The organism is Pseudoxanthomonas mexicana (genome assembly GCF_010093385.1).
In the GTDB taxonomy this organism is placed as follows: domain Bacteria; phylum Pseudomonadota; class Gammaproteobacteria; order Xanthomonadales; family Xanthomonadaceae; genus Pseudoxanthomonas_A; species Pseudoxanthomonas_A mexicana.
The window spans coordinates 41,552-53,634 of the sequence record NZ_PDWV01000025.1 but is presented as its reverse complement, the minus strand read 5'-3'; the positions used below and the strand labels follow the sequence as shown (position 1 = coordinate 53,634).

The 12,083-nt window shown below is 70.1% G+C and carries 12 protein-coding genes; 9 read left to right on the top strand and 3 right to left on the bottom strand.

Translation table 11 applies throughout. The features are described from left to right. Nucleotides 1-104: 104 nt before the first annotated feature. From CSC76_RS10725 to CSC76_RS10710, 4 genes are all read left to right on the top strand, one after another. Entirely contained in the window at nt 105-1,595 is a 1,491-nt protein-coding gene (locus tag CSC76_RS10725; protein WP_162110004.1) for a CoA-acylating methylmalonate-semialdehyde dehydrogenase, read from the top strand. 32 nt (nt 1,596-1,627) lie between these two features. Beyond that, nucleotides 1,628-2,845, top strand: coding sequence for a serine hydrolase domain-containing protein (locus CSC76_RS10720; RefSeq protein WP_162109998.1), 1,218 nt, complete (start codon nt 1,628-1,630; stop codon nt 2,843-2,845). 103 nt (nt 2,846-2,948) lie between these two features. Next, a complete protein-coding gene (locus CSC76_RS10715) occupies nt 2,949-3,317 on the top strand; it encodes a response regulator (protein WP_162109997.1) in 369 nt (122 codons plus the stop codon). A gap of 43 nt (nt 3,318-3,360) precedes the next feature. Further along, nucleotides 3,361-4,206, top strand: coding sequence for a cyclic di-GMP-binding domain-containing protein, MshE-related (locus CSC76_RS10710; protein ID WP_162109996.1), 846 nt, complete (start codon nt 3,361-3,363; stop codon nt 4,204-4,206). A gap of 10 nt (nt 4,207-4,216) precedes the next feature. Here the strand turns inward: CSC76_RS10710 and rlmKL are convergent, their stop codons facing one another. The 3 genes from rlmKL to CSC76_RS10695 are packed head-to-tail and all read right to left on the bottom strand — an operon-like array spanning nt 4,217 to nt 7,419. After that, on the bottom strand, nt 4,217-6,352 hold the full coding sequence (rlmKL, locus tag CSC76_RS10705; protein WP_162109995.1) for a bifunctional 23S rRNA (guanine(2069)-N(7))-methyltransferase RlmK/23S rRNA (guanine(2445)-N(2))-methyltransferase RlmL: 2,136 nt from the start codon (nt 6,350-6,352) through the stop codon (nt 4,217-4,219). Nucleotides 6,353-6,403: 51 nt separating this feature from the next. Then, nucleotides 6,404-6,931 carry an alpha/beta hydrolase gene (locus CSC76_RS10700; RefSeq protein WP_162109994.1) on the bottom strand — a complete coding sequence of 176 codons (528 nt, stop codon included), beginning with the start codon at nt 6,929-6,931 and terminating at the stop codon, nt 6,404-6,406. Then, nucleotides 6,928-7,419: an MOSC domain-containing protein gene (locus tag CSC76_RS10695; protein ID WP_162109993.1), complete on the bottom strand. Its 492-nt coding sequence runs from the start codon at nt 7,417-7,419 to the stop codon at nt 6,928-6,930. The genes CSC76_RS10700 and CSC76_RS10695 overlap by 4 nt, the downstream gene beginning before the upstream one ends. Nucleotides 7,420-7,496: 77 nt before the next feature. On the opposite strand from CSC76_RS10695, the gene CSC76_RS10690 reads away from it, so the two are divergent. The 5 genes from CSC76_RS10690 (at nt 7,497) to CSC76_RS10670 (ending at nt 12,066) form a co-directional block, all read left to right on the top strand. Next, the gene (locus tag CSC76_RS10690) at nt 7,497-8,069 is read left to right on the top strand and encodes an N-acetylmuramoyl-L-alanine amidase (RefSeq protein ID WP_162109992.1); all 573 of its coding nucleotides are present in this window, start codon (nt 7,497-7,499) and stop codon (nt 8,067-8,069) included. 57 nt (nt 8,070-8,126) lie between these two features. After that, nucleotides 8,127-9,041 (top strand): acyl-CoA thioesterase II, encoded by a 915-nt coding sequence (gene tesB, locus CSC76_RS10685; RefSeq protein ID WP_162109991.1) that lies wholly within the window; start codon nt 8,127-8,129, stop codon nt 9,039-9,041. Between the two features lie 10 nt (nt 9,042-9,051). Then, nucleotides 9,052-9,549 (top strand): putative signal transducing protein, encoded by a 498-nt coding sequence (locus tag CSC76_RS10680; RefSeq protein ID WP_162109990.1) that lies wholly within the window; start codon nt 9,052-9,054, stop codon nt 9,547-9,549. A 78-nt stretch (nt 9,550-9,627) separates the two neighbouring features. Then, entirely contained in the window at nt 9,628-10,842 is a 1,215-nt protein-coding gene (locus tag CSC76_RS10675; RefSeq protein ID WP_162109989.1) for an RNA polymerase sigma factor, read from the top strand. 78 nt (nt 10,843-10,920) lie between these two features. Then, nucleotides 10,921-12,066 carry an RNA polymerase sigma factor gene (locus CSC76_RS10670; RefSeq protein WP_162109988.1) on the top strand — a complete coding sequence of 382 codons (1,146 nt, stop codon included), beginning with the start codon at nt 10,921-10,923 and terminating at the stop codon, nt 12,064-12,066. The last annotated feature ends 17 nt before the right edge of the window (nt 12,067-12,083 follow it).

Below are 12,083 nucleotides of genomic sequence, written 5' to 3'. Positions count from 1 at the left end.
GTTGGGTGGGGATGGTGTCGACCATGACCTCGTTCCCCACCGATGCAACACCATCCCCATCCCAGCCTTCCCCTTGAAGGGGAAGGAGACAAGCGGTGAACGCCATGGCCGAAGCGATTTCCCACTTCATCAACGGACACACGGCCGCCGGCACGGGCGACCGCTTCGGCGATGTCTACGATCCCGCCACCGGCCGCGTCACCGCGCGCGTGCCGCTGGCCTCGGCCGCTGACGTGAAGCAGGCCGTGGACGCCGCAGCCGCCGCCTTCCCCGCCTGGGCCGCCACCACCCCACTGAACCGCGCGCGGGTGATGTTCCGCTTCAAGGAGCTGCTGGAAGCGCATGCCGGCGACCTGGCGAAGATCATCACCTCGGAGCACGGCAAGGTGCTGTCCGACGCACGCGGCGAAGTGACGCGCGGGCTGGAAGTGGTGGAGTTCGCCTGCGGCATCCCGCACCTGCTCAAGGGCGAGCATTCGATGAACGTCGGCCGCGACGTGGACTCGTGGACCGAATACGCGCCGTTGGGTGTCGTCGCCGGCATCACGCCGTTCAACTTCCCCGCGATGGTGCCGCTGTGGATGTTCCCGGTGGCGCTGGCCTGCGGCAACACCTTCGTACTGAAACCGTCCGAGCGCGACCCGTCCGCGGCGCTGTTCATGGCCGACCTGCTGAAGAAGGCCGGGCTGCCGGATGGCGTGCTCAACGTCGTCCACGGCGACAAGGTGGCGGTGGACGCCTTGCTCGACGAGCCACGCGTGCAGGCGCTGAGCTTCGTCGGCTCCACCCCGATCGCCGAGTACATCTACGCGCGCGGCAGCGCCAAGGGCAAGCGCGTGCAGGCGCTAGGCGGGGCGAAGAACCATATGGTCGTGCTGCCCGATGCCGACCTGGACGGCGCGGTGTCCGCACTGCTGGGGGCCGGCTACGGGTCGGCCGGCGAACGCTGCATGGCGATTTCCGTGGCGGTCTGCGTGGGCGATGCCACCGCCGATGCGCTGGTGGCGACGCTGGCGCCCAAAGTGGCGGCACTGAAGATCGGGCCGGGCTGCCTCGATCCGGAGATGGGCCCGCTGGTCACCGGCGCCCACCGCGACAAGGTGCGCGGCTACGTCGATGCCGGCGTTGCGGAAGGCGCGAGCCTGGTCGTCGATGGCCGCGGCCATGTCGTCGATGGACATGCGGAGGGCTTCTTCCTGGGCGGCTGCCTGTTCGACCGCGTGACACCCGACATGACGATCTACCGCGAGGAGATTTTCGGCCCGGTACTCTGCGTGGTCCGCGTGCCGGACCTGGATAGCGCGCTGCGCCTGGTCAACGAGCACGAATACGGCAACGGCACTGCCGTGTTCACCCGCGACGGCGGCGCGGCGCGCGAGTTCGCCCATCGCGTCCAGGCCGGCATGGTCGGCATCAACGTCCCCATCCCGGTGCCGATGGCCTTCCACAGCTTCGGCGGCTGGAAGCGCTCGATCTTCGGCCCGCTGCATGTGCATGGCCCGGACGGCGTGCGCTTCTATACGCGCCTGAAGACCGTCACCGCCCGCTGGCCGGACACGCACGCCGCAGAGTTCGTGATGCCGACGATGAAGTAAAGTCGGGGCCGGTTCCCTCGAGGTGCTGGCCGATGTCCCTGCGTTCCCTCCGCATCCTGCTTTCCCTCGCCTGCCTGGTGGCATCCGCGGTGGCGTCCGCTGTTGAGCCCGTCGCGCAGGTACGCGTCGCCTTCGACGGTAACGGCGTGGTCAATACGCGTGCGGAAGGCATGGCCGACCTCGCCACCGGCCGCAAGGTCACCGCCGACGATCCCGTGCGCGTCGCCTCGATCTCCAAGCTGGTGACGTCGATCGGCGTGATGCGGCTGGTCGAAGCCGGCCAGCTCGATCTCGACGCCGACGTCTCGACGTACCTGGGCTGGTCCCTGCGCCATCCACGGCACCCGGACACGCCGATCACGCTGCGCCTGCTGCTGTCGCACCGCTCCAGCCTGACCGATGCGGCCGGCTACTACGCCACGCCGCTGGGGCAACCGCTGAAGACGATCCTCGACGACCCGAAGGCCTGGGACGATGCGCACGCACCCGGCACGCACTTCCGCTACACCAACCTCAATTTCCCGCTGGTGGCGATGGCGATGGAAAACGCCACCGGCGAACGCTTCGACCTGCTGATGCGCCGGCTGGTGCTGGAGCCGCTGACGCTGGATGCCTGCTTCAACTGGGAAAGCTGCGATGCGGCCACGGCGATGCGTGCCGTGGTGCTGTATCGCGACCGCGCACCGGTGCGCGACGAGAACCGCACGGGCAAGCCGGCCTGCGCCGTGGTCGTCGAGGACGGGGCCGACTGCGACCTCGCCCGCTGGAAGGCCGGCGAGAACGGCGCGCTGTTCTCGCCACAGGGCGGCCTGCGCATCTCGGCGAATGGACTCGCGAAGATCGGCCGGCTGCTGCTCGGCGGCGGCGAAGTCGACGGGGTGCGCCTGCTGTCGTCCGCCAGCGTCGACGCGATGGTGGCTCCGCAATGGAGCTTCGACGGCGGCAATGGCGTGACGCACGAAGAAGACACCGGCGGCGGACAGAACCAGGCCTTCTTCTGCCGCTACGGCCTGGCCGTGCAGACGCTGGCGACTCCGACGACGGGATGCGGTGACGATCCGTTCAACGACGGGGTGGCGCGCGTCGGCCATTCCGGCGATGCCTATGGTCTCCGTTCCGGCCTGTGGATCGACCGCAAGGCGGGTACGGGCGTCGTCTACTTCGCCACCGACGCGGGCGGTTCGCGCGGCGGCGCGCATTCCGCGTTCAGCCTCGTCGAGGAAGCACTGGCGGCCGGCACGGCGCGCTGACCGCCCTGCGCTCAAGAACTCCCCGGACCGGCCGATACGGCCTACATGTCGAACCGCGCCGCATCCGCCGCGCGGGCAATACGATCCACGGGGGGATCTTGAAATGACGTCACGTCCGACGGTTCTGCTTTGCGATGACTCGCGCGCCCTGCGCATGCTGGCGGCCCGCCAGCTCGACGATTGCGGCTTCCACGTGGTGGGCGAGGCCGGCAACGGCCATGAGGCGGTCAGCCAGTACCAGGCGCTGAAGCCGGACGTGGTGCTGATGGACCTGGTGATGCCCGAATGCGACGGCAAGCAGGCCCTGGGCCGGATCCTGGCGCAGGATCCCGCTGCGCGCGTGGTGATCCTGAGTTCGCTGGGTGCGCAGAGCGACATCGAGGAGTGCCTGAAGCTGGGCGCCAGGTCCTACCTGCAGAAACCCATCGATCCGGAAGTGATGGATCGCGTGCTGCACGAGGCGGTCGCCTGACCGGCGCGCACGTCCTTCCACCTTCCGTACGAGACCACCCGACATGGCAGCGAAATTCCTGGGCCAGTTCCTGCTGGAACGCGGCACCCTCACCCCGGCACAGCTCCTGGCCGCCCTCGATGCGCAGCGTGCGTCGAATCCCCTGCTCGGCGCGCTGGCCATCCACCACGGCATGCTCGACGCCTTGCAGGCCCGCCGCATCAACGAACGCCAGCGCGCCGCAGACCGGCGTTTCGGTGACATCGCGCTGGAGATGGGCTGGCTGAGCGAAGGCCAGCTGGACGTCCTGCTCGCGGCGCAGAAGAAGGGCCGCAAGCTGTTCGGCCAGATCCTGGTCGAACAGGGCGTCCTGACCGCCGAGCAACTGGAAACCGAACTGGCCGCGCATCGTCGCGACCTGGACGAAGCCAACCACGCCCTGGCACTGGGCATCGCGGGCCATTCCCTGGCCGATGTGGTGACCAGTGCCATCCGCGTCTGCAACCGCCTGTTCCCGCGTCTGGTCGGCAGCCAGTGCCAGGCCGCCGGGATCGCCCACGATGCCGCACTCGACGCCTGCGAAGTCACCGCGCACGTGCGCATCACGTCCGGATCGGAGTCGCTGCTGGTCGGCGTGGGGTGCAGCCGCGCCACCATGCACGCCATGGCCTGCGCCCTGCTCTCGCTCGCACCGGAACAATGCGACGACGAACTGGCGGTGGACGCCCTGGGCGAACTGGTCAACGTACTGATGGGTTATGTCGTGCGCGATACCTTGCCCGACGACGCGGTTTACCGCGCCCAGCCGCCCTCCACCCAGTTGTCCGCGGCCGACCTGGCCGCCACCGGCCGCACCCTGGCGCTGGCGATGGCGTCCCAGCGCGGCGACTTCGTGCTGATCGTCGGCTGATCGACGGACGTCAGGCCCGCGTCAGCCGCCACGCGCGGTGGATGCGGGCATTGCGTTCGAAATCGGGCGGAATCGTGCTGGCGCTGATGTCTTCGCAGCGCGCGAACTCCGCCACCGCGTCCTCGTCCAGCCTGAAGCGGCGGAAGTTGTTGCTGAAATACAGCACGCCGCCCGGTGCCAGGCGGGCGACGGCGGCACGCAGCAGGCGGACGTGCTCCTTCTGCACGTCGAAGTCGTCGGCGCGCGCGGAGTTGGAAAACGTGGGCGGGTCGCAGAAGACCAGGTCGTACTCGGCCTGCTCGGCCTCCAGCCAGCGCATGGCATCGGCCTGCACCAGCCGGTGCTTCGCGCCGCCCAGGCCGTTCTCGGCCAGATTGTCCGCGCACCACTGCAGGTAGGTCGCCGACAGGTCCACGCTGGTGGTGCTCGCTGCACCCGCCACCGCCGCCTGCACGCTGGCCACGCCGGTGTAGCAGAACAGGTTGAGGAAGCGCTTGCCGCGCGCTTCCTGCGCCATGCGCCGGCGCAACGGACGGTGATCGAGGAACAGGCCGGTGTCCAGGTAGTCGAACAGATTGACCCGCAGCAGCGCGCCCGACTCGCGCACGACGATGAACTCGTCCCGCTGCTGCATGCGTCCGTACTTGGACCCGCCCTTGCCGCGCTCGCGCGCCTTCACCGCGATCTGCTCCTGCGGCACGCCGAAGGCCTCGCGGGTGGCAGCCAGCAGTTCGCTGAAGCGGCGACGCACATCGTGCTCGGGGATGCTCGCCGGGGCGGCGTATTCCTGCACGTGCAGGAAGGTGCGGCGCTGTCCGCCTTCTTCTTCGTAGACATCGAGGGCCGCCGCGTATTCGGGCAGGTCGGCATCGTAGGCGCGGTAGCAGGTCACGCCCTCGCGCGTGCGCCAGCCCTTGAACTTCTTCAGGTTCTTGCGCAGGCGGTTGGCGACCATCTGCGCCCCGTCCGACAGCGGCCTGGCCTCGCGCGGTTCGCGCGCGGGCGTGGCGACCGGATCGCAGACGATCAACGCGCACTCGATGGCGCCGTTGAACAACTGGTACTTCTTCGCCGCCCGCAAGCCGGTGGCGTAGCCGAGGTCGGCGTTGCCGCACAGCAGGCTGGCGCGCCACTGCGGCACGGCGCGCTGCAGCGCGTCGCCCAGCGCGCGGTAGAGATCGGCGTCGGCGGCGAGCCGTTCGTCGTAGGGCGGATTGCACACCACCAGCCCGCGCGGTTCCTCGCGCGTGGGCAACTGGGCGATATCGCGCATCTCGAACTGCAACTGGCCGGCGAGACCGGCGAGCACCGCATTGTCGCGCGCGGCGCGGATGGCGCCCAGGTCGATGTCACTGCCGAAGAACGCCGGCCGCAGCGCCTTGCGCCCGTCCGCTTCGCGCTGCACGGCGTCGGCGAACAGCGTGCGCCAAGCCGCCGCGTCGAAGCCCGACCAGCGGGTCGGCAGCGCATTGCCGTGGCGCTGCAGGCCCGGGGCCACGTCGGCGGCCATCAGTGCGCCTTCGATCAGCAGCGTGCCGCTGCCACACATCGGGTCGAGCAGCGCACCGCCCTCGTGGTACAGCGCCGGCCAGCCGCCGCGCATCAGCACGGCCGCCGCCAGGTTCTCCTTCAACGGCGCCTCGTTCTGCGCCTGCCGCCAGCCCCGGCGATGCATCGGGCCGCCACCCAGGTCGATCGAGATGGTCGCGCGGTTCCTGCGCAGCGACAGGTTGATGCGCACATCGGGCTGTTCGACGTCGACCGACGGTCGCTCCAGGCCCTGCTGGCGCAGCCGGTCGACCACGGCGTCCTTGACGCGCTGCGCCGCATAGCGCGCATGGGTGATCGCCTCGCCGGAGACGTGCGCATCCACCGCCAGCGTCAGTTCGGGGCGTGTGTGCGTTTCCCACGCGATCGCCATCACGCCGTCGTACAGCGCCTGTTCGTTCAGGCATTCGAACTCGGCGATCGGCCACAGCACGCGGCTGGCCAGGCGCGACCACAGCACGGCGCGCTGTGCGTCGACCAGCTCGCCGTCGGCATTCACGCCGGCGATGGTGGCGGTGGCCTTGGGCACGCCGAGGGCGAGCAGCTCATCGGCGAGCAGGTATTCCAGGCCCTTGGCGCCGGAGACGAAGAATTTCAAAGTGGAACCTCATGGTGGACGCCACCCCGGCGCAGGCCGGGATGACGGTCTTCAAAGCGCGGCGAGCAGCTGCCCGAACGCTTCCGCCGAAGCCACGACGTGATCGGACAGGCGATGTCCGTCGTCGACCAGCAACAGGCGGGCACGGCGCGCGTGCGCCCAGTCGGTCACGGCCTGGGCGGGAATCAGTTCGTCGTCCCACCCATGGATGATGGACACCGGCACCGCGGCGGCGTCGAGTTCCGGCAACGGGCCCATCGTGATCGGCGGCGCCATCAGGAACAGGCCGCGCACCGGCACCTCCAGCGAGATGCGGCCGGCGATATAAGCGCCCAGGCTGGAACCGGCCAGCACCACCGGACCGCGCGCAGCGGCCGCCTGCGCCAGCGAGCGCAGGCGATCCAGCCGCGCGACGACATCACCCAGCGAGCTGACCTCGCGGCGGGCGTCGAGATCGGTGTAGTCGGGTCGCTCGTGGGTCCAGCCCAGGCGCTCGGCCACGTCGGCCAACGCGGTGACCTTGGTGGCATCGGGGCCGCTCTCGAAACCGTGCGAGAGGATGCAGTGACCGCGCATCACAGCGCCTCCAGCGCATCGCCCAGACCGAACGTGCCGCCTTCGACGATCCTGGCGCACAGGCCGCCGTGACCGCGCATGGCGTTGTAGCCGCCCGGACCCAGCGCGTCTTCCATGCGTGAGCAGGGGTCGCACTCTTCCGTGCCCTCGAAAACCGCCGTGCCGATACGGAAGCGTCGCTGCTTCAGTGCGATCAGCGGAATGCCGGAGACCACCACGTTCCGGCGCAGCAGCGCGGGCGTCAGATCGGGACGCTGCGCGAGCGCGGCGATGGCCGGCAGATGCTCGGCCTGGATCAGGGTGATGCCGCGCTTGCCGCTGCCGCCCTTGTAGCGGTCGCCTACCAGGCCGGCGCCGGCGATGGCCTCGACGGTCCCGGTGGCGATCATGGCCTCGTCGCGGGCCGGTCGCAGGCCGATCCATTCCACCTTGCCGGCACGCGGCAGGGTGGCCATCAGCCTGGCCAGCGGGGAGTCGGGATTGGGCGGCATGGGGAACCGGACAGCCGAGGAAGGCCGCCAGTTTACCGGAGCGGGCTGCGGCCCGCCCCGCCTGCTAGCATCGGCGCATGAGCACCGAGCCATCCCCTTGCGCCCCCACCGTCGACCCGCTGCCCTACGAGGACAGGCTTGATGCGCGGCCCCTGGGGCAGATCGACCTGGTGGTGATCCACTGCACCGAACTGCCCGACCTGGCGATGGCGCGCCACTATGGCGAACGCATCCTGCATGCGTCGGGCACCGGCAACAGTGGCCACTACTACATCGACCGGGACGGCAGCGTGTATGTCTACGTGCGGCCGGACCGCATCGCCCACCACGTGCGTGGCTACAACCCGCGTTCGGTGGGGATCGAACTGGTGAACACCGGCCGGTATCCCGACTGGCTCGCGCGTGGCAGCCAGAAGATGGAAGAGCCCTACACCGGGGCGCAGATCGCGTCGCTGACCCGGCTGCTGGCGGAACTGCGGCGCGAACTCCCCTCGCTGCGCTACATCGCCGGCCACGAGGACCTGGACACTGCGCGCGAGCCCGCCAGCGACGATCCCACCGTCACCGTGCCGCGCAAGATGGACCCGGGCCCGCTGTTCCCGTGGGATGCCGTGCTGCGTGCGACGCCGCTGGAAAGGCTGGTGCCCTGACGGGCCACGCACGGGCGGCCGGTATAATCGCCGTCCGCCAAGACCCCAGGCCCTGCCGTGCCCGCACCCGAACCCGTCGTCTCCGAGCTGATCGAACTGCTGTCGCTGGAACGGCTGGAAGACAACCTGTTCCGCGGCCAGAGCCGCGACATCGGCACCAAGTACGTGTTCGGCGGCCAGGTGCTGGGCCAGGCGCTGTCGGCCGCACAGGCGACGGTGGACGGCAGCAACGGGGAACGCCGCGCGCATGCGCTGCACGCCTACTTCCTGCGTGCCGGCAACATCGAAGCGCCGATCGTCTACGAAGTGGATCGCACGCGCGATGGCGGCAGCTTCTCCGTGCGCCGGGTCACCGCCATCCAGCACGGCCGGGCGATCTTCTTCTGCGCGGCGTCCTTCCAGGCCGAAGAGGATGGCGCCGAGCACCAGCTGTCGATGCCGGAAGTGCCGCAGCCGGAGGACATCGCCCCGGCGCCGGCGGTGCCCGCCGAGGTCATGGGCACGCTGCCGCCGAAAGTGCAGCGCTGGCTGTCGCGGCGCGGCCCCTTCGAGTTCCGCCACGTCTATCCGCGCGACGAACTGAATCCGCCCAAGCGCCCGCCGTTCCAGCAGGTCTGGTTCCGGCTCAGCGAGCCGGTCGGCGATTCGCCGGAACTGCACCGCGCCCTGCTCGCCTATGCCTCCGATTTCCAGCTGCTGGGCACCGCCACGTACCCGCACGGCATCAGCTACTACCAGCCCAACGTGCAGATGGCCTCGCTGGACCACGCGCTGTGGTTCCACCGCCCGTTCCGTGCGGACGACTGGCTGCTGTATTCGATCGACAGCCCCAGCGCGAGCAGTTCGCGCGGCCTGGCACGCGGGCAGATCTTCGACCGCCAGGGCCGCCTGGTGGCCAGCTCGGCGCAGGAAGGCCTGATCCGCGTGGTGCCGGACGCCGAAGCGGCCTCGGCCGTGCCGGCGAAGGACTGAGGCGCCCCGCATGCGGCAAGTCTTTTCCAGCCAGCGCATCGAAACCGTCGAGGGCGTGGCCAAGCTGCTGACCGATGCGGGCATTGCCGTGCATATCAGCAACGGCCGCTCCTACCAGAGCAAGCGCAGCGGACAGTTCAGCTATACCGAGCCGGTAAAGGCGCAGCTGCAGCCCGCCGTGTGGGTGCGCCACGCCGAAGACCAGCCGCGCGCGCGCGAACTGCTGCGGCAGGCCGGCCTGCTGGAGACCACGCGCCCGGGTCAGGGCCCTACGTTGACCTTCCGCAGCGCACAGGACACACCCGCCGCGCCGCAGCGCTCCTGGGCCTGGCGGATCCGCCTGGTGCTGCTGGCGCTTATCGCGCTGGCCGCCGCCATCATGTGGATGCGGCGCCCGGCGCCTCCTCCTGCCGCTCCGATCCCCGCACCGACGCAGCCGGAGCCGGCGCCGGCCGACGAAGCACCCGAAGAAGACCGCATCCGCATCCAGCCCGCCACCGGCGGCTGACCGCCCGGCCGTGAGATCCGGTCACATCCGTCGTCCCGACCCGTCAGGGTCATCAGCCCACCCGATGATCCTGACGCCATGAACGCCCTCGCCCTGGACCTGATGCTGCAGACCGAACTGCCCGCCGCCACGCGCGGCAGCCAGGAGGCCTACGGCCGCATCGTCCACGCCTGCCAGAACACCGTCACCGCCATCGCGCTGGCGATCACCCGCGATGTGCAGGCCAGCGAGGACATCGCACAAGAAGCCTTCCTAAAGGCATGGCAGCAGCTGGACCGGCTGAAGAACACCGCCAGCTTCCTGCCGTGGCTGCGCCAGATCACCCGCAACCTGGCCCGCGACTGGCTGCGCGCGCAGCACGGCCGCCCGATGTCGGGCGAAGTGGCCGAGATCGCGATCGGCATGGCGGCCGATCCCGATCCGACGCCCGCCGAACGCCTGCTGCAGACGGAAGAGGAAGCGGTGGCGGTCGACATCATTTCCTCGCTGCCGGAAGACAGCCGCGAAGCGCTGCTGCTGTTCTATCGCGAAGGTCAGAGTTCGCAGCAGGTCGCCGAACTGCTGGGCCTCAGCGACGCCGCCGTGCGCAAGCGCCTCTCGCGCGCCCGCGCCCTCGTGCGCGAGGAACTCCTGCAGCGCTTCGGCGAATTCGCGCGTTCCACGGCACCGACCGCGGCCTTCACGATGATCGTGCTGGGTGGACTGGTCGGCGCGATGCCGGCGGCCAGCGCGGCGACGGTCATCGGCTCCGGGGTGCTGGGCACGGGTCTGCTGGGCAAGCTGGGCACGGGCGGCCTGACCACCGGCGGCGTTACCGGCGGGGTGGCCGGCGGCTCGCTGGGCGTCATCCTCGAACACGTCACCCACCATCCCGCCGCTCTGGGCGGCGCGGTGGGCGGCGTGATCGGCGGCCTGATCGGGTACGCCTTCACCTGGTGGTATCTGGCCCGCTTCTGCCAGACCGCGCAGGAACGCCTGCAGGTGCGCCGCTTCATGGCGCTCAACGCGAGCACCGGCGCGGCCTGGATGGTCGGCCTGATGCTGGCGACCCTGCTGGCCCCGGGATGGCGGACGATCCTCGCCGTCACCGTGGCGGGGATGTGCGTGATCAACTACCAGTACCTGGTCACCCTGCCCCGCATCATGGACCCGATCCTGGCCCATCCCGCCAACGCCCGGCGCCGGCGGGGCTACGAGTACATCATCGGCCGCAAGGCGGTGGCGCTGACCAGCGTACTCGCCCTGGCGGCGATCCTGTACGCGCTGGTGGGCAGCGGACGCCTGACCTTCTAGTTCCCGCATCGCGCCGCCCGGGTCACACTCGGCGCCGTCGGTCGTCGTGCCTGCACGAACCGAACGAGCGGAGACCCGATGGACACCCTGACGATCGAACTTTCCCTGCGTGATGCACTGCCGGCCGCCGCGCGCGGCGACCAGGCCGCCTACGGCCGCGTGGTCGCGCTGTGCCAGAACGCCGTCACGGGCATCGCCCTGGCGATCACCCGCGATGTGCACGCCAGCGAAGACATCGCCCAGGAGGCCTTCCTGAAAGGCTGGCGCCAGCTGGCGACGCTGAAGAATCCCGACAGTTTCCTGCCGTGGCTGCGGGAGATCACCCGCAACCTGGCCCGCGACCACCTGCGCGCGCAGCGCCGGCGACCGATGACCGGCGAGACTGCCGAGATCGCGCTCACGCTGGCGGCCGATACCGCGCCCACGCCTGCAGAAGCGCTGCTGCAGACGGAACAGGAAGCCGCGGCGCGCGAGGTCATCGCCGCCCTGCCGGAAGACAGCCGCGAGGTGCTGTTGCTGTACTACCGCGAAGGCCAGCGCTCGCAGCAGGTCGCCTCGCTGCTCGGCATCACCGACGCCGCGGTGCGCAAACGGCTGTCGCGTGCGCGCCAGTACGTGCGCGAAGAACTGATGGCGCGCTTCGGCGAGTTCGCGCGCGCTTCGGCGCCGTCGGCGGCATTCGCCGGCGGCGTCCTGGGCATGATCGCCATTGCGGCGCCACCGTCGGCGGGGGCGGTGGTCCGGGGGGCCGGCGGCGCAGCGGCCGGCAAGGGCCTGCTCAAACTGGTGGGGGGCGCGGTGGGCGCGGCCGCGTTCGGCACGCTGGTCGGCATCGGCGCAGTATGGTTCGGCATCCGCAAGCCGTTGAAGGATCCGCTGGACGCTCGGGAGCGGCGGGGCCTGGGGTTCTATGGCGCGGTCTGCCCCCCGCTGATTCTCGGCTTCCTCGTCGGCCGCATGGCACTGACGCAGGGGCGCGGCTGGGTGCCTCCCCTGGGACTGACCCTGGTCTACATGGGCGGCATCTGCTGGGCCAGTGCGATCTGGCTGCCGCGCATCCTGCGGCGGCGTCAGGCCCGTGACCTTCAACGCGACCCGGAAGGCACGCGGCGACAGATCGAACGCCAGCGCTTCTGGCGCGTGTGGGGGCTGGTGATCGCGATCGGACTCGCAAGTGCGGGCGTGATCGCCGGGTTGGTGATGTCCGGCCGCCTCGCGTTCTGAAGCCCGATGGCGCGTGC

Excerpts from the sequence above, each read along its gene's own strand:
- CSC76_RS10695 (WP_162109993.1), bottom strand. The coding sequence starts at position 7,419 with ATGCCGCCCAATCCCGACTCCCCGCTGGCCAGGCTGATGGCCACCCTG.
- CSC76_RS10690 (WP_162109992.1), top strand. The coding sequence starts at position 7,497 with ATGAGCACCGAGCCATCCCCTTGCGCCCCCACCGTCGACCCGCTGCCC.
- CSC76_RS10710 (WP_162109996.1), top strand. The coding sequence starts at position 3,361 with ATGGCAGCGAAATTCCTGGGCCAGTTCCTGCTGGAACGCGGCACCCTC.
- CSC76_RS10680 (WP_162109990.1), top strand. The coding sequence starts at position 9,052 with ATGCGGCAAGTCTTTTCCAGCCAGCGCATCGAAACCGTCGAGGGCGTG.
- CSC76_RS10725 (WP_162110004.1), top strand. The coding sequence starts at position 105 with ATGGCCGAAGCGATTTCCCACTTCATCAACGGACACACGGCCGCCGGC.
- CSC76_RS10675 (WP_162109989.1), top strand. The coding sequence starts at position 9,628 with ATGAACGCCCTCGCCCTGGACCTGATGCTGCAGACCGAACTGCCCGCC.
- CSC76_RS10670 (WP_162109988.1), top strand. The coding sequence starts at position 10,921 with ATGGACACCCTGACGATCGAACTTTCCCTGCGTGATGCACTGCCGGCC.
- CSC76_RS10720 (WP_162109998.1), top strand. The coding sequence starts at position 1,628 with ATGTCCCTGCGTTCCCTCCGCATCCTGCTTTCCCTCGCCTGCCTGGTG.
- CSC76_RS10715 (WP_162109997.1), top strand. The coding sequence starts at position 2,949 with ATGACGTCACGTCCGACGGTTCTGCTTTGCGATGACTCGCGCGCCCTG.